16 protein-coding genes are annotated in these 15,776 nt (G+C 72.2%); 7 read left to right on the top strand and 9 right to left on the bottom strand.

The genetic code is table 11. The features are described 5' to 3' along the window. Positions 1 to 6: 6 nt before the first annotated feature. The gene (locus ACZ4M3_RS04530; protein WP_190182942.1) at positions 7 to 366 is read right to left on the bottom strand and encodes an NADH-quinone oxidoreductase subunit A; all 360 of its coding nucleotides are present in this window, start codon (positions 364 to 366) and stop codon (positions 7 to 9) included. A gap of 822 nt (positions 367 to 1,188) precedes the next feature. Between ACZ4M3_RS04530 and ACZ4M3_RS04525 the strand changes: the two genes are divergently transcribed. Beyond that, complete coding sequence (locus ACZ4M3_RS04525; protein ID WP_467730182.1) at positions 1,189 to 2,040, top strand: C40 family peptidase; 852 nt, start codon at positions 1,189 to 1,191, stop codon at positions 2,038 to 2,040. Between the two features lie 172 nt (positions 2,041 to 2,212). On the opposite strand, the gene ACZ4M3_RS04520 is transcribed toward ACZ4M3_RS04525, so the two are convergent. Further along, positions 2,213 to 3,145, bottom strand: coding sequence for a hypothetical protein (locus tag ACZ4M3_RS04520; RefSeq protein ID WP_467730180.1), 933 nt, complete (start codon positions 3,143 to 3,145; stop codon positions 2,213 to 2,215). 77 nt (positions 3,146 to 3,222) lie between these two features. Continuing rightward, a complete protein-coding gene (locus ACZ4M3_RS04515; protein WP_467730178.1) occupies positions 3,223 to 3,630 on the bottom strand; it encodes a peptidase inhibitor family I36 protein in 408 nt (135 codons plus the stop codon). A gap of 244 nt (positions 3,631 to 3,874) precedes the next feature. On the opposite strand from ACZ4M3_RS04515, the gene ACZ4M3_RS04510 reads away from it, so the two are divergent. Genes ACZ4M3_RS04510 through ACZ4M3_RS04490 form a run of 5 tightly spaced genes read left to right on the top strand, consistent with a single transcriptional unit; the run spans position 3,875 to position 8,217 of the window. Next, a complete protein-coding gene (locus tag ACZ4M3_RS04510) occupies positions 3,875 to 4,360 on the top strand; it encodes a hypothetical protein (protein ID WP_467730176.1) in 486 nt (161 codons plus the stop codon). A 26-nt stretch (positions 4,361 to 4,386) separates the two neighbouring features. Beyond that, positions 4,387 to 5,880 carry a peptidoglycan-binding protein gene (locus ACZ4M3_RS04505; RefSeq protein ID WP_467730174.1) on the top strand — a complete coding sequence of 498 codons (1,494 nt, stop codon included), beginning with the start codon at positions 4,387 to 4,389 and terminating at the stop codon, positions 5,878 to 5,880. Beyond that, the gene (locus ACZ4M3_RS04500; RefSeq protein ID WP_467730172.1) at positions 5,877 to 6,605 is read left to right on the top strand and encodes an ABC transporter ATP-binding protein; all 729 of its coding nucleotides are present in this window, start codon (positions 5,877 to 5,879) and stop codon (positions 6,603 to 6,605) included. Before ACZ4M3_RS04505 ends, ACZ4M3_RS04500 begins: the two co-directional genes overlap by 4 nt. After that, the gene (locus tag ACZ4M3_RS04495) at positions 6,602 to 7,858 is read left to right on the top strand and encodes an ABC transporter permease (RefSeq protein WP_467730170.1); all 1,257 of its coding nucleotides are present in this window, start codon (positions 6,602 to 6,604) and stop codon (positions 7,856 to 7,858) included. Before ACZ4M3_RS04500 ends, ACZ4M3_RS04495 begins: the two co-directional genes overlap by 4 nt. Positions 7,859 to 7,899: 41 nt before the next feature. Beyond that, entirely contained in the window at positions 7,900 to 8,217 is a 318-nt protein-coding gene (locus tag ACZ4M3_RS04490) for a hypothetical protein (RefSeq protein ID WP_467730168.1), read from the top strand. On the opposite strand, the gene ACZ4M3_RS04485 is transcribed toward ACZ4M3_RS04490, so the two are convergent. Next, the gene (locus tag ACZ4M3_RS04485) at positions 8,214 to 9,497 is read right to left on the bottom strand and encodes a geranylgeranyl reductase family protein (RefSeq protein WP_467730794.1); all 1,284 of its coding nucleotides are present in this window, start codon (positions 9,495 to 9,497) and stop codon (positions 8,214 to 8,216) included. The two genes, ACZ4M3_RS04490 and ACZ4M3_RS04485, sit on opposite strands and share 4 nt — an antisense overlap. A gap of 109 nt (positions 9,498 to 9,606) precedes the next feature. Here ACZ4M3_RS04485 and ACZ4M3_RS04480 point away from each other — a divergent pair, with 109 nt between their 5' ends. Further along, positions 9,607 to 10,146: a GNAT family N-acetyltransferase gene (locus tag ACZ4M3_RS04480; RefSeq protein WP_467730167.1), complete on the top strand. Its 540-nt coding sequence runs from the start codon at positions 9,607 to 9,609 to the stop codon at positions 10,144 to 10,146. A gap of 79 nt (positions 10,147 to 10,225) precedes the next feature. Here the strand turns inward: ACZ4M3_RS04480 and ACZ4M3_RS04475 are convergent, their stop codons facing one another. The 5 genes from ACZ4M3_RS04475 to ACZ4M3_RS04455 form a co-directional block, all read right to left on the bottom strand. After that, positions 10,226 to 11,125 carry a glutaminase gene (locus ACZ4M3_RS04475; protein WP_467730793.1) on the bottom strand — a complete coding sequence of 300 codons (900 nt, stop codon included), beginning with the start codon at positions 11,123 to 11,125 and terminating at the stop codon, positions 10,226 to 10,228. A 53-nt stretch (positions 11,126 to 11,178) separates the two neighbouring features. Then, a complete protein-coding gene (locus ACZ4M3_RS04470; protein WP_467730165.1) occupies positions 11,179 to 11,871 on the bottom strand; it encodes a demethylmenaquinone methyltransferase in 693 nt (230 codons plus the stop codon). An 89-nt stretch (positions 11,872 to 11,960) separates the two neighbouring features. After that, positions 11,961 to 12,605 carry an imidazolonepropionase-like domain-containing protein gene (locus tag ACZ4M3_RS04465; protein WP_467730160.1) on the bottom strand — a complete coding sequence of 215 codons (645 nt, stop codon included), beginning with the start codon at positions 12,603 to 12,605 and terminating at the stop codon, positions 11,961 to 11,963. Between the two features lie 66 nt (positions 12,606 to 12,671). Next, positions 12,672 to 13,871 (bottom strand): cyclic dehypoxanthinyl futalosine synthase, encoded by a 1,200-nt coding sequence (mqnC, locus tag ACZ4M3_RS04460; RefSeq protein ID WP_467730158.1) that lies wholly within the window; start codon positions 13,869 to 13,871, stop codon positions 12,672 to 12,674. A 102-nt stretch (positions 13,872 to 13,973) separates the two neighbouring features. Then, complete coding sequence (locus ACZ4M3_RS04455) at positions 13,974 to 15,620, bottom strand: serine/threonine-protein kinase (RefSeq protein ID WP_467730156.1); 1,647 nt, start codon at positions 15,618 to 15,620, stop codon at positions 13,974 to 13,976. Positions 15,621 to 15,776 lie beyond the last annotated feature (156 nt).

Raw genomic sequence — 15,776 nt, 5'->3', positions numbered from 1 at the left:
AGCCCCTCAGTCCCATTCCAGGCCGCCGCGGCGCCAGACGTAGGCGTAGGCGACGAAGACGGTGAGCACGAAGAGCAGCATCTCGACGAGCCCGAAGATCCCCAGGGAGTCGAAGGTGACGGCCCAGGGGTAGAGGAAGACGATCTCGATGTCGAAGACGATGAAGAGCATCGCCGTCAGGTAGTACTTGATCGGGAAGCGGCCGCCGCCGGCCGGCATCGGAGTGGGCTCGATGCCGCACTCGTACGCTTCGAGCTTCGCCCGGTTGTACCGTTTTGGGCCGATCAGCGTGGCCATGACCACGGAGAAGATCGCAAACCCTGCGCCGAGGGCGCCGAGCACGAGGATGGGTGCGTACGCATTCACGCTCCTCGCTCCTTCCAGTCGTCCTTGACCGTTGGACCGCTGTGCCGGCGCCAAGAGCCCCGCCTCGCGAAGATCTTGCTCATGTGAGGCAGTTCACAAGCCGGACTGCTGCGCATCTTATGCCTGCTGATCTGTGATCTGCGACACGGGATGCAACAACGAGTTTGTGATCTCCACCACCCGACGAACGATCATGAAGTCCGATGAGCGGTGATCTTCATACGCAAGGCATCCAGATGACTACCAAAGGTGACATCCGCCCCTGTTACCGCAGGTCGGGGCCGGGTTGCATTATCAAATGATGGCCATTGCAGGCAAATTGGCCACTGAGCGGACCCGGTGATAAAGGAATCCGCGTCGCCCACCCGGGGGAGGCGCCGCGGACCGGAGTGGACGCGAGGGGCAGTCGAGGGCGGCGGCGAGGTGTACACGCGGGGTGCACGAGCGGACACCGGGCGAAACGGGGGAAGATCACCGGAACCCGGCGGGTGTGCATCCGTTCACGAACCCCACGGGAACCTCACGGCTCGGTCACGGACCGGCCACAGCGCCCGCACAGCGGTAGGCAACTGTGACCTGCGCCACTCGGAATCCGCCCCGCCGAAAGAGGGCTTGGCCATCTGTCGGGCGGGATGGTAGGCGCGGTTCAATTCGGACTTATTAGAGAAACCCCATGATCACAGGCTTGTGAGGGCGTGTCCGATTCGCCCGTTACGGCGTCAATATGCCGCGCGACGCGCCCGGTTAAGCCGCTTCTCGGGCAACTGTGGCGCACACCACGTTTCTTGAAGCCAACCGCTGCGCCCTGATAGCGGTTGTCCCATGTCCCACACCGCTCACATACCCAGCCACCGGAAGCCCCGCCGCAGCGCCTCGAAGCTCGCGGTCCGCGCCGGAGTTGCCGGTGGCGTCCTCAGCACCCTCGCCATGGCCGGCACCGCGAGCGCGTCCCCGTCCGCCGAGCCCGTGGCCGAGACGACGCTCGAAATGCCGGTCCTGAGCCTGGACCTGACCGCCGACGTCGCCTCCGCGGTCACCACCGCAGCAGAGACCACCCGGGTCGCGGCCGTCGAAGCGGCCGTCACCGGCGAGCTGAACGCCCAGGAGGAGAGCGCCCGCAGCGGCGCCGCCGCCGAGGCCAAGCAGGCCAAGGAAGAGGCCCAGCAGAAGGCCGAGAAGACGGCGAAGGAGGAGGCGGACCGCAAGGCCGAGGCCGAGCGCGCCACCCGCAGCTCCTCCCGCTCGACCCTGCAGACCGCCTCCGCGTCCGCCGGCACCTCCGCCGACGACGGCGAGGGCACGGTCACCGCACCGGCCACCGGATCCGCCTCCGCCATCCTCAACTTCGCCCGCAAGCAGGTCGGCAAGGCGTACGTCATGGGCGGCACCGGCCCGTCCTCGTACGACTGCTCCGGCCTCGTGCAGGCCGCCTACCGCCAGGCCGGCATCTCCCTGCCGCGCATGTCCCAGGACCAGTCCGCCGAGGGCACCTCGGTGTCGCTGAGCAACCTCCAGCCGGGCGACATCCTGTACTGGGGCCCGCGCGGCGACGCGTACCACGTCGCCCTGTACGTCGGCGGCGGCAAGTTCATCGGCGCGCAGAACCCGAGCACGGGCATCGTCGAGCGCAGCCTGAGCTACGACATGCCGACCGGCGCCGTCCGCGTGCTCTGACGCGGGCCCCGAGGGACCCCGCAGGCCTCCTGAGCCGCCCTCAGCGGCCTCCGCGGGCCCTCCGCGGCGCCCCGCGTCGTACGGAAGGGCCGGTACTCCCCCGCTCGGGGGTGGAGTACCGGCCCTTTCGCATACGTTGTCCGCTTTCGTCCGAACTCCCGCCGAGGGGACGTCAGACGAGCGAGGCCGCGAGCTTGAAGCGGGCGTCGCGCTGCCGCTTGTACAGCGCGAGCGTCTCGGCGTGCTCCTCGGCGAGCCGCTCCTGATAGGCCTTCTCGACCGCGGCCCAGATCCCGACGAGATTCACCTGGCGCTTGCAGGCGACGTCCGCGTTGGCGACCGCGACCGCCCTGGGCCCCGCCGGGTCGCTCTCCAGGCCCAGTTTGCCGATCACCTCGTACGGCGTCGCGACTGCGCCGTAGCCGGCCTTCCCCATGCAGTCGGACCAGCCCTTGAGCGCGGCGACCACCCGGGTGTCCTTCTGCGACCGGGTGTGCGCCTCGGAGGCCAGCCCGAAGGCGAAGAGCAGGTCGACGCTGTCCCTCGTCGGTGCGTACAGCTTGCGGTACCCCTCGCGCAGGCAGCCGCCCGCAGGGACCCGCTGCCCGCCGACCGTGACCCCGCTGTCCGCGTGGTCGGCCTCCTCCTGGGTCTTCGGGTCCGGGCCGGCCGGAGCCTTCTCGCCCGGCCTGGTTCCGAAGAACACGGCGGATCCGCTCTCGCTGAGCTGCGGCGGATCCGGCTTCGCCGGGCGTACTGCTCCCGAGGCGCCGTCATAGCCGTGGGCTGCCGCCTGCGCCGGATCCGTCACGCCGAACAGGCTCCGGTGCCGGTCCTGATCCGCCGCCCCCGCCTCAGCTCCGGCTGCCGTCGGCCTCGGCGATGCCTGGTACGCGAATCCGTACCGGGCCATGCACTGTGCGGTCAGCCGGTCCTGCACGCCGTCCATCCGGCCGGTCTCCGCGGCCGAGTCGGTGTAGGCGTCCAGCGGAAGGGAGATCGAAGAGGTGGCGGGGTTCGCGGCGACCGGACCCAAAGCGGGTTCGCCGCCGTCCTTTCCCCTGGCCCCACCGTCGTCCGCACATCCTCCCAGAAGTGCGATCACTGCCGTCAGCGCAGCGGCGGCTTGCGCTGTGCGGCGCGTGGCGGGAGACATCAGCCATTCCTCCGGAAACCAGCCGCTCAGTACCAGCTGAGGGAGCTGATCGAGTTCTTGAAGTTCGCGGACGCGTCGCCGGTGTAACCGGCCGGAATGGAACCCACAATTCCGCTGTAGTTGATGTCCGTGTAGACGTGGAATCCGTTGATGTCCAGGTTTTTGTAGGAGTACGTGTTGTCGTTCACGTTCTTACCGCGGCCACCACAGCCCGACGGGCCGGTGAAGTAGTCATTGGTGAGGCTGGGATCGTCGTTGTTGCTGTCGAAGACACATCCCCGGCTGCCCGCGTCCCAGTACAGCCCGAACTCGAACTGCTCCAGGTATCCGTCGTGCACCCACGCCGAGGCGGGCGAGGCCGTCGCGACCAGCAGGGCGCCCGCAATCACGGCGGGTGCGGCCGCGAAACGCAGTACTCTCCGGTATTCAGTCATTCGTACATTCCTCACCGTAGGAAGAGACAACACTCGATCGGAAACGGTCTTGTGGCCAGCGAGAGTTAAGTGCAGGCAGCTCTCGGACACAAGCCGAATTCCAGCCGACGGACAGTCATCTCCCTCTTTTCGGACGGGCCTTGTTCATTGCCGGAACCCTCCCTATGATCACGAATCGCGTTCGCATGTCATTTCTGTCTGCAGCGCCTTCTTCCACGTCCCCATCCCGAGGGAAGCGCCCTTCATGCGCAAGCACGTGCCCGTCATAGTCCTCACCCTGGCTCTCGCGCTCAGCGCCTGTTCCAGTGGAAAAGAACCCTCGGCGAGCGACAGCCCCCCGCCCACCAAAGAGGAGGTCGCGTACTACGACTGCCTCAAGGACCACGGCGTGCAGATCGTCCGCACCGACTCCGGTGCACCGCGCGTGGACAAGGCCAAGCCGCACGACAACCTCCCGGCCGCCGAGAAGGCCTGCGAGGACAAGGTCCCGCCCAGGGTTCCGGCCCCGCCCGTCAGCGCCGAAACCCTTGCCGCCGCGCGGGAGGAGGCCAGGTGCCTGCGCGCCGAGGGCGTCTCCTGGTACCCGGACCCGGATCCGGTGACGGGTACGTACGACGACCGGGCAGTGAGCCCGGAACAGGCGGCCGAGCTGCGGACCAAGTACTCCGACGCGGTCGGCAAGTGCAGGCGCCCCAAGGGCTCCGGCGGCGACGGCGTGCTCGGCGGGTGAGCGCGCGGGGGGAAGCCGTGTGGGACGTGATCGCAGACGACCGGGGCGGCGCGGCCCCGGCCGAACAGGACGTACCGGGCTCCGGCGGGATCGGGCGGGGGCGGCGGGTCGTGCTCGGGGTCATCGGCGGGGCGGCGCTGATGGCGGTCGGGGGGCTGCTGGCCACCGTGCTGGTGAAGTCCCCTGCGCAGGTGGCCGCGGAGACCGGGCCGCCCGCGCAGGGGCCGCTGACCGCGGAGGTCGAGCGGCGGGTGCTGGCCCAGACCGTGGTGGTGCGGGGGGCCGTCGTTGCCGGCCAGAGCGTCGACGTGACCCCCCAGCCCCGCTCCGGCGAGGGCGCCGGAGCGCCCGTCGTGACGAAACTGCCGCTCCGGGCCGGGGACGCGGTCACCGCCGGGCAACTGCTGACCGAGGTGTCCGGACGGCCCGTGTTCGCCCTCAAGGGGGCCCTGCCCGTCTACCGCGACCTCAAGCCGGGCGCCACCGGCGACGACGTCGCCCAGTTGCAGCAGGCGCTGCGCGACCTCGGGCACGGCACCGGCTCCGACCCGAAGGGAGTCTTCGGCGCGGGCACGAAGGCCGCGCTCGCCGCCCGCTACCGGGCGATCGGCTACGACCCGCTGCCCGCCGTGGCCGACCGCGGCGAAGGGCTCAAGGCCGCGCGGGAGGCCGTACGGTCCGCCGAGTGGGCCCTGGAGGACGCCCGGGATCCGGTCGCGGGAGCGGGCGGCAAAGCGGATCGCTCCGCAACCCCGGCTCCCGGCGCGGGTGGCGACACCGGCCGGGCCCTCGCGCGCGCCCGCCAGGCCCTCACCGACGCGCGCGCCGGGCTGGCCGCGGCCGAAGCGGCGGACGGGCCGATGCTGCCCGCCGCCGAGACCGTGTTCCTGAGTACCTTCCCGGCCCGCGTCAGCGCCGTCGGCGCCCGAATCGGCTCGCCGGTGTCCGGACCGGTGCTCACGCTCTCTGCCGGGGAACTCGTCGTCGAGACCTACCTCAAGGACGACAGGAAGCAGCTACTGCGCGCCGGAATGGCCGTGGTGATCTCCTCCGAGACCACCGGCACCGATGTCCGGGGCAGGGTGGTGCTGGTCGCCACGGAGCGGTCGACGGGCCAACCGGCGGGACGGCAGCCGGATCCGGGCGGCCAGGGCGGCGCACAGGGAGGAGTCGGCGGCAAGAACAGCGGCGGCGACCTCGGCTACCGGATGGTGGTCCGCGCCGACCAGCCGCTGCCCGCCGGTCTCACCGGGCAGGACGTGCGGCTGACCATCGAGTCCGCCTCGACCGACGGGGCGGCCCTCGTGGTCCCCGTCACCGCCGTCTCCGGCGGCGCGGACGGCCGTACGGTCGTCACCGCCGTGGCCGCCGACGGCACGCAGCGCCGTATCGAGGTCCGGGCGGGTACCAGCGGCGACGGCTACGTTGCCGTGACTCCGGTGCGGGCCGACGCCCTCGCCGCCGGAACCAGGGTCGTCATCGGCGCCGCCCCCAAGGGCCGGGAGGAGAACGTCAGGTGAGGTTCCCGTTCGCCCGCCGCCCCGGCCACGACACGCCTTCCGCCGACACCCCCGTCATCGAGTTCCGCGAGGTCGCGCTCACCTACCCCGGGCCGCCGCCCGTGGAGGCCCTCAAGTCCTGCGACCTGACCGTGCGGCGCGGCGAGTTCCTCACCATCGTCGGCCCCTCCGGGTCGGGGAAGTCCACCTTCCTCAACGTCGCGGGACTCCTCGACACCCCCACCTCCGGCCGCTACCTCCTCGACGGGATCGATACCGGCCGACTGCCCGACCGTGCCCGTACCGCCCTGCGCGGACGCCGCATCGGCTTCGTCTTCCAGGCGTTCCACCTGCTGCCCCACCGCAGCGCCCTGGAGAACGTCACCCTGGCCATGCTCTACACCTCCGTCCCCCGTGCGGAGCGCCTCACCCGGGCCCGAGAGGCCCTGCGGCAGGTGGGCCTGGGGCAGCGGGCCGACGCGCTGCCGGGCCGGCTGTCCGGCGGTGAGCGCCAGCGGGTGGCGATCGCCCGCGCCCTCGTCGGGCGGCCCTCGCTGCTGCTGTGCGACGAGCCGACCGGCAATCTGGACTCGGTCAACGCCGCCTCCGTACTCTCCCTGCTGGACGAACTGCACACGGCGGGGATGACCGTCATGGTGATCACCCACGACGGCGAGGTGGCCGCCCGGGGCCGCCGGACGGTCACCGTACGCGACGGTGCACTGCGCGAGCGGGTGACCTCGTGAGAGGGAAGCGCACGGGCACCCGAGCCACAGCCCACGTCGAACCGACCCGGCTGGCCGTCCGGGACGCCCTGTCCGAAGCCGTCGCCGGCATGCTGCGCCGCCCCGGCCGGGCGGTGCTCACCGCGCTCGGGACAGTGCTCGGCGTCGGCAGTTTCGTGGCCGTCCTCGGACTCACCGCCACCATCTCCTCGCAGATCGACGGCCGGTTCAACGTCCTCACCGCCACCGAGGTGACCGTCGAGGACGTCGCCGCCCGGCAGGACGAGTTCGCCGGATCCGGCTTCCCCGCCGACGCCGAGCACCGGCTGCGCGAGGTCGCGGGAATCCGCAGTGCCGGGCTGCTGTGGACCGTACGGCTGGACTCGGCCACCGCCATCGGCGCCCTCCCTTCCGGCGCCGGCGCCGGCGGTCCGGGTGCCGCCGTGCCCGTCGTCGCCGCATCGCCGGGGGCCGTCGCCGCCCTGGTGCCCACCCTCCAGGAGGGGCGCCTCTACGACGAGTTCGCCGAGCGGAGCCACCAGCGCGTGGTGCTGATCGGCCGTGGCGTCGCCGAGCGCCTGGGGATCACCACCCTGGCCACCCGCCCCGCGCTCTACATCGGGCAGGAGCCCTTCACCGTGGCGGGCATCGTCGCCGATGTCGAGCGCAAGCCGGAGAACCTGCTGTCCGTCCTCGTGCCCCGGACCACCGCCGAGGAGCTGTGGGGGCCGCCCGCACCCGGCGGCGCGAGCATGCTCATCGCCACCGAACTCGGCGCCGCCCGCCAAGTCGCCGGCCTGGCCCCGCTCGCGCTGCGCCCCGACCACCCCGAGTACCTGAAGGCCGTACCGCCCCCGGACCCGCGGATGCTGCGCTCGGGCGTCACCTCGGACCTGAGCACGCTGTTCCTGCTGCTCGCCGGGATCTGCCTGGTCATCGGCGCCGTCGGGATCGCCAACACCACGCTCGTCGCGGTCCTGGAGCGGACCGCGGAGATCGGGCTGCGCCGCGCGCTCGGCGCCCGGGGCCGGCACGTCTCGGCCCAGTTCCTCACCGAGTCCGCCGCCCTCGGGGGACTCGGCGGCCTGGTGGGCACCTCGTCGGGTGAACTGACCGTGGTCGCCGTCTCGCTGGCCCGCGACTGGACCCCGGTGATCCACCCGGCCACGGTCGTCGCCGCCCCGGTCGCCGGGCTGGTCACCGGACTGCTGGCCGGGCTCTATCCCGCCTGGCGGGCGGCCCGTGTCGAACCGGCCGAAGCCCTGCGAAGATAGCGGGGGGTGCAGCGCCCGATTCGCCCCAGGAGGTGTGGTCCGTGATCACCGAGCCGTACGAACGCCACGGCCCCGGCGGCGATCCCACCGCCCTCCCCGCCGCAGGCGGGCTCGCCCTCCTCGCCCTCGGCGGCTGGTTGCTGACCACCACCCGCCCCTGGGCGAAGCCGGGCCACCCCGTGACGCTCGGCCTCGACTGGACGGCCTCCGGGGTACTGCTGCTGTGGGCCCTGGTCCTGCTGGCCCGCTGCGTCCGCACGGTGCACGCGAGCCCGTACGAGGACCTCCCCGCCCTCGCCCACCGCGAAGCGGGCCGCCCCGGAAACCCTCCGGCCCGGCCCGCCGGTTCCGCGGACTAGGCCTTCGGAGCCACCTTCGAGAGGCCGTTGATGATGCGGTCCATCGCGTCGCCGCCCGTCGGGTCGGTCAGGTTGGCCAGCATCTTGAGGGTGAACCTCATCAGCACCGGGTGGCTCAGACCGCGCTGCGCGGCGACCTTCATCACCTTCGGGTTGCCGATCAGCTTCACGAACGCGCGGCCCAGCGTGTAGTAGCCGCCGTACGTCTCCTTGAGCACCTTCGGGTAGCTGTGCAGGGCCAGCTCGCGCTGCGCCGGGGTGGCGCGGGCGTGGGCCTGGACGATGACCTCCGCCGCGATCTGGCCCGACTCCATCGCATAGGCGATGCCCTCGCCGTTGAACGGGTTGACGAGCCCGCCCGCGTCACCGACCAGCAGCAGGCCCTTGGTGTAGTGCGGCTGCCGGTTGAAGGCCATCGGCAGGGCCGCGCCGCGGATCGGCTGCGTCATGTTCTCCGGGGTGTACCCCCAGTCCTCCGGCATGGACGCGCACCAGGCCTTGAGGACCTCGCGCCAGTCCAGCTCCTTGAACGCGGAGGACGAGTTGAGGATGCCGAGGCCCACGTTGGACGTGCCGTCGCCCATGCCGAAGATCCAGCCGTAGCCGGGCAGCAGCCGGTCCTGCGTGCCGCGCCGGTCCCACAGCTCCAGCCAGGACTCCAGGTAGTCGTCGTCGTGCCGCGGCGAGGTGAAGTAGGTACGCACCGCCACGCCCATCGGGCGGTCCTCGCGCCGGTGCAGGCCCATCGCCAGCGACAGCCGCGAGGAGTTGCCGTCGGCCGCGACGACCAGCGGCGCCTTGAAGGTGACCGGCGTCTTCTCCTCGCCCAGCTTCGCCTGCACACCGGTGATGTGGCCGGTGCGCGGGTCCCGGACGGGCTCGCCGACGTTGCAGCGCTCGTACAGCCGCGCGCCCGCCTTCTGTGCCTGCCGGGCCAGGGTCTCGTCGAAGTCGTCGCGCTTGCGGACGAGTCCGTAGTCCGGGAAGGAGGCGAGTTCCGGCCAGTCCAGCTGGAGCCGCTGCCCGCCGCCGATGATCCGCAGGCCCTTGTTGCGCAGCCAGCCGGCCTCTTCGGAGATGTCGATGCCCATGGAGACCAGCTGCTTGGTGGCGCGCGGGGTCAGCCCGTCGCCGCACACCTTCTCGCGCGGGAAGGCCGTCTTCTCCAGCAGCAGGACGTCCAGTCCCGCCTTGGCGAGGTAGTAGGCGGTGGTGGAGCCGGCGGGCCCGGCCCCGACGACGATCACATCAGCGGAGTGTTCGGAGAGGGGCTCGGTCACTGCCTCGGTCACTGCGGGGTCTCCCGAAGGCTCGATAAAGGGTGCCCAACGGCACAGGACACGTGCAGTCTATGCAGCAGGAAAGACCGCGATCAGAAGGGCTACTCCGTTGACTGGCTCGACCACCTCGCCCACCCGGCCACTTCCCGTCGTACGGCTGCGCGTGCCGACCGACGAGGACGCGCGCGGCTGGCACGGCGTCTTCGACGACCCGGAGGTCATGGAGTACCTGGGCGGCCCCGCCGAGCTGTCGCTGTACGAGGAGTTCACGGCCCGCCAGCGCATGCACGACGCCCGGCTCGGCTACTGCCTGTGGACCCTGCTGGACGCGGACGGCGCGGTGATCGGCTTCACCGGGGCGCAGCCGTGGCCCGAGACGAAGCCGTGGGGACCGGTCGGCGAGACGGAGATCGGCTGGCGGCTGGGCCGCGCCCACTGGGGCCAGGGGTACGCCTACGCCGCCGCGCTGGCCACCGTGGACCGGCTCCGGGAGGTGGGCCTGCCGCGGGTGGTGGCGGTGATCGACGAGGACAACGCGCGGTCCGTGGCGGTGGCGGAGCGCCTGGGCATGACCCTGGCCGGGACCTTCGACGTCCCGGACCGAGCCCGTCGGCGGCTCCGCTACGAGCTGACGCTCGGGGCGGAGTGAGAGGAGGCGGGCGGCCCCTTCCGGCCCCCGGGCCGGTTGAGCTGCCGGGCCCCCGGCGCCGGGCGGCGTGAAGGCCGCGTCAGAAGACGGACATGCCGGTCAGGGTGGTGAACCGGTCGAGGGCCGCCACCCCCGCCACCGAGTTGCCGTGCGCGTCCAGCCCCGGGCTCCACACCGCCAGGGAACACCGGCCGGGCACGACCGCGACGATGCCCCCGCCGACACCGCTCTTGCCGGGCAGGCCGACGCGGTAGGCGAACTCGCCCGCCGCGTCGTACGTCCCGCAGGTCAGCATCACCGCGTTGATCTGCTTCGCCCCGCTGCGCGTCAGCAGCCGCGAGCCGTCCGCACGCAGCCCGTGCCGGGCCAGGAGCCGCCCGGCGCGGGCCAGGTCGGCGCAGCTCATCTCGATGGAGCACTGCCAGAAGTAGTGGTCCAGCAGCGTCGGTACGGGGTTGTCGATGTTCCCGTACGAAGCCATGAAGTGGGCCAGCGCCGCGTTGCGGTCGCCGTGCTCGTGCTCGGAGGCCGCCACCTCGGCGTCGAAGGCGACGTCCGGGTTGCCGCTCTCCTCGCGCAGGAACTTCAGCAGTTCGCTGCTCGCGTCGCCCGTCAGCGTCTGGAGCCGGTCGGTGACGACCAGGGCGCCGGCGTTGATGAACGGGTTGCGCGGGATGCCGTTCTCGTACTCCAGTTGCACGAGGGAGTTGAACGGGTTGCCGGACGGCTCCCGCCCCACCCGCTCCCACAGGCTGTCGCCGCCCTCGGCCGCCAGCGCCAGGGCCAGCGTGAACACCTTGGTGATCGACTGGGTGGAGAAGGGCTGCTCCCAGTCCCCCACCCCGAAGACCTTGCCGCCCATCGTGACCAGCGCCATCCCGAACTGCGCCGGGTCCACCGAGGCGAGGGCCGGAATGTACTCGGCCGGGGTGCCGCTGCCCACCAGCGGCGCGACGTCCCGGGCGATCTGGTCGAGCACCGCCTGGTAGTCGAAAGGTGCAGGGTCCACCGGGTTCGTTCCTCCGTACGCCGCTACGCCTTGGTACCGCGGTGCAGCGCCACGATGCCGCCGCTCAGGTTCCGCCAGGCCACCTTCGACCAGCCGGCCTTCTGCAGCAGCGCGGCGAGCGCGGGCTGGTCCGGCCACTCGCGGATCGACTCGGCGAGGTACACGTACGCGTCGGGGTTGGAGGACACCGCACGGGCCACCGGCGGCAGGGCGCGCATCAGGTACTCCGTGTAGAGCGTGCGGAACGGCGCCCACGTCGGCTGGGAGAACTCGCAGATGACCACCTGGCCGCCCGGCTTCGTCACCCGGTACAGCTCGCGCAGCGCCGCATCGGTGTCCTGGACGTTGCGCAGCCCGAAGGAGATCGTCACGGTGTCGAAGACGTCGTCCTGGAACGGCAGCTGCGTCGCGTCACCAGCGGTCAGCGGCAGCCAGGCGTGCCGCTTCTTGCCCTCGCGCAGCATCCCGAGGGAGAAGTCGCAGGGGACGACGTACGCACCGGTCGCCGCGAAGGGCAGCGAGGACGTCGCCGTACCGGCGGCCAGGTCGAGGACCTTGTGCCCGGGGCGCGCGGCGACCGCCTTGGCGACCTCCTTGCGCCACAGCCGGGCCTGGCCGAGGGAGAGCACGTCGTTGGTGAGGTCGTAGTTCGCCGCGACACCGTCGAACATGGAGGCGACTTCGTGCGGCTGCTTGTCCAGGGAAGCGCGGGTCACTGGCGTAGGCCCCTCGGGGGTGCGGTGTGGCTCGGGTCGGTCGATACCGGGCCATTCTCGCAGGCGGCCCCGGCGCCGCCGCGCCCGGCTCAGCGCCGGCGGTGCAACAGCCGGCCGCCGATGACGGTGGCCACACAGCTGGTCGCGCCCTGCTCCAGCAGGTCCCGCGCGTCGGCCGCCGCGAACACCGCGAACCGGGCGGGGGCGTCCGCCTCCAGCACCCCGTGGAACGCCTCCTCGGCGGCGGCGAGTCCGGCCAGCGGGTCCAGGGACGGCGGAGCCCCGTACGGCAGCGGCGCCAGGACCGTCAGCCCCGACCGCACCACCGCCGTCCGCACCGCCGGCACCGTCAGCCGCCCGGCCACCGCCACCACCCCGCGGGCCAGCAGCTTCTGCGTGGCCCGCCGGGCGCTGTTGCCCCAGCGGGACTCGGTCATCTTCAGGCCGGCGAGCGCCTCGGCCCCGCTGATGGGGCCGGTGCCGAGCTCCGTGGTCTCGTACGGGTCGTCCGGGTAGTACGTCCGCTCCAGCAGCTCGTCCGCCCCGCGCACCAGCAGCCCCGGGGTCAGCACCCCGGGCCAGCGGCGGACCCGCGCGTGCGCGAAGGCCGCGCCGAGTTCCTCGTACGGTCCGATGCGGGCGATCCGGTCGCCCTCGACGAGGACCGCCCCGCCGGGCAGCGCGGCGCGGCCCGGTCCGGGGACGAGGAGTTCGGCGGTGTGGAGCGTCAGCACGGGCGGTCAGTTCGTCGGTCCGGTGGTGGGCGGTCGGCAGCCGGCTGGCAGGCGGCCGGCGGGCGGTCAGTTCGAGGAGATGAGCTTCAGCTCGGGGTGCGCCGTACCGCCCGCGATGGCGGTGGAGGAGATGTGCGACACCACTCGGTCGTCGACCGGGTCGTTCGCCGGGTCGTCGTGCACGAGGAGGTGCTCGTACGTCGTCGCGCGCTGCGCCGGGACCCGGCCCGCCTTGCGGATCAGGTCGATGATCTCCTGGCGGTTCGAGCGGTGCTTGGCACCGGCCGAGGAGACCACGTTCTCCTCCAGCATGATCGAGCCGAGGTCGTCCGCACCGTAGTGCAGGGACAGCTGGCCCGCCTCCTTGCCGACGGTCAGCCAGGAGCCCTGGATGTGGGCGATGTTGTCGAGGAAGAGCCGCGCGATCGCGATCATCCGCAGGTACTCGAAGACCGTCGCCTGCGTCCGGCCCTTGAGGTGGTTGTTCTCGGGCTGGTACGTGTACGGGATGAACGCGCGGAAGCCGCCCGTGCGGTCCTGCGTGTCACGGATCATCGCGATGTGCTCGATGCGCTCGGCGTTGGTCTCGCCCGTGCCCATCAGCATGGTGGAGGTGGACTCGACGCCCAGCTTGTGGGCGATCTCCATGATCTCCAGCCAGCGCTCGCCGGACTCCTTGAGCGGGGCGATCGCCGTGCGCGGCCGCTCCGGCAGCAGCTCGGCGCCGGCGCCGGCGAACGAGTCGAGCCCGGCCGCGTGGATGCGGCGGATGGCCTCTTCGGCGCTCACCCCGGAGATCCGGGCCATGTGGTCGACCTCGGACGCGCCGAGGGAGTGGATGACCAGCTGCGGGAACGCCTTCTTGATGGCGGAGAAGTGGTGCTCGTAGTACTCGACGCCGTAGTCCGGGTGGTGGCCGCCCTGGAACATGATCTGGGTGCCGCCGAGTTCCACGGTCTCCGCGCAGCGGCGCAGGATGTCGTCGAGGTCGCGGGACCAGCCCTTCTTCGTGTCCTTGGGGGCCGCGTAGAAGGCGCAGAACTTGCAGGCGGTGACACACACGTTGGTGTAGTTGATGTTGCGCTCGATGATGTACGTCGCGATGTGCTCGGTACCCGCGTAGCGCAGCCGGCGCGCGGCGTCGGCGGCCTGGCCGAGCGCGTGCAGCGGGGCGTGCCGGTAGAGGTCGAGCGCCTCTTCCTTGGTGATCCGGCCCCCTGCGGCGGCACGGTCGAGGACAGACTGGAGAGCGGCCTGGTCGGTCACCGGTGCTTCACCTTTCGGCGGTGTGTCAAGGTCCGGACCGAGCCAGCCTACGCCAGGGCCGTCCGCGGGCGGCCTCCAGGGCCGGGGCGCCGGGGCGCGGGGTCACGGGCTGCGGGTGAGGTCGCCCTCCGGGTTTCCGGCCGCCCGGTCGCCGGACCTGTAGTGGAGGGTTCCGTTCGGGTTGAGGGTGAAGCGCTCGTCGGCCGAGCCGTTGGAGCAGATGCCGGGGGCGGGGTTGGGGCCGCCCGCCGTATCGAGGACGAGGGAGCGGTCGGTGGCTGAGGCCAGCTTCCAGTCGCCGCTGCAGTCGGTGTCGAAGAGCGGGATGACGGACTTGTCCCGGGCCACCACCTCGCCGGTCTTGCCGCCCTTGATGGTGATCTCGAACTGTCCGGGAGCCCCGAGGTTGGTGGTGGTCGCCCCCTTCCACGTGCCGATCAGCTCCTTCGGCACCGTGTCGCGGGTACGGGCGGACGGACTCGCGGACGGGCTTGCGGACGGACTGCCGGACGGGCTCGGCGAGGCGGACGGCTTGCTTCCGGCGGGCGGCCGGTGGGCTTCCCCGCCCCCGCCGGGCAGCAGCCCCAGCCCGTACAGGCCGCCGGACAGCGCCGCCAGTACGGCCGCCACCGTGACGACCACCGTGCAGCTGACCCGGCGGCCACGGCCGGGCTGCCCGTGACCGTGACCGTGCCCGTGCCCGTGCCCGTGGTCACCGTCACCGCCGTCTGCGGGTTCCGCGGCGCGGCGCGCGCCACCGCCGCCGACTCCGCCCGTCCGGGTCGCGGCGTGGTCGAGGGAACCCCCGCCGTCGGGCGGCCCGTAGGGCCCGTACGAGACCGCGCCGCCCTCCACCTCGGAGTCCAGGTTCAGCAGCGCCACCGCCGCCCGGCTCGCCTCCTCCACCAGGGGCGCGGGCAGCCAGCCCGGCGTGCGCAGGGCGCCGTCCAGCGCCGCCGCGACGGCCGCCGGGGCCGGGCGGTCGGCGGGCGCCTTGGCCAGGCAGGCCTCGATGAGCTCGCGCAACTCCCCGGGCGGGACCCCGTCGAGCTCCGGCGGCTCGTGCACCACCTTGTAGAGCAGCGCCGCCGAGTGGTCCCCGGTGAACGGCGGGCGCCCGCTCGCCGCGAAGGCCAGAACCGCGCCGAGCGAGAACACGTCCGCCGCGCCGGTGATCCCCTCGCCGATGATCTGTTCCGGCGCCATGTAGCCCGGCGAGCCGACGGAGACCCCGGTGGAGGTGAGGGACGCCGTGCCGGCGGTGGCCCGGGCGATCCCGAAGTCGATCAGCCGCGGTCCGGGCCCCTCCAACGTCAGCATCACGTTCGACGGCTTCACGTCCCGGTGTACGAGGCCCAGCGCGTGCACCGCCACCAGGGCCCGGGCCAGCCCTTCGCCGAGGGCCCGTACCGAGGGCTCGGGCAGCGCGCCGTGCGCGGCCACCGCCCGGTCCAGGGAGGGGCCCGCCACGTAACCGGCCGCCACCCAGGGCACTTGCGCATCCGGGTCGGCGTCCAGCACGGGCGCCGTCCACTCCCCGCCCACCCGCCGCGCGGCCGCCACCTCGCGGCGGAACCGGGCGCGGAACTCCGGGTCGGCGGCGAACTGCGGGTGCACGACCTTGACGGCGACGGTCCGGCCTCCCGCGCTCCGCCCGAGGTACACCCGGCCCATCCCGCCCGCGCCCAGCCGGCCGAGCAGCCGGTACGCGCCGATGGTCCGCGGGTCACCGGCTTCGAGCGGCTGCATCGCGTCCCTCCCCGTCCCCTGTGTTCGCCTGTTCCCCTACGGCGTGGCCAAGGAGCACCTTAGAAGCCATCTCATTTGGCGAATTGGGTAAGCTGTCGGCTGTGGTGGGGATTGTTGAGCGGCTGGTGCCGGATGAGTTGTGGGTGTTGTTCCAGC

The organism is Streptomyces sp. NPDC026522 (genome assembly GCF_055567555.1).
This window is presented reverse-complemented; position numbering and strand designations above follow the sequence as displayed.

Excerpts from the sequence above, each read along its gene's own strand:
- ACZ4M3_RS04455 (WP_467730156.1), bottom strand. The coding sequence starts at position 15,620 with ATGCAGCCGCTCGAAGCCGGTGACCCGCGGACCATCGGCGCGTACCGG.
- ACZ4M3_RS04515 (WP_467730178.1), bottom strand. The coding sequence starts at position 3,630 with ATGACTGAATACCGGAGAGTACTGCGTTTCGCGGCCGCACCCGCCGTG.
- ACZ4M3_RS04525 (WP_467730182.1), top strand. The coding sequence starts at position 1,189 with ATGTCCCACACCGCTCACATACCCAGCCACCGGAAGCCCCGCCGCAGC.
- ACZ4M3_RS04510 (WP_467730176.1), top strand. The coding sequence starts at position 3,875 with ATGCGCAAGCACGTGCCCGTCATAGTCCTCACCCTGGCTCTCGCGCTC.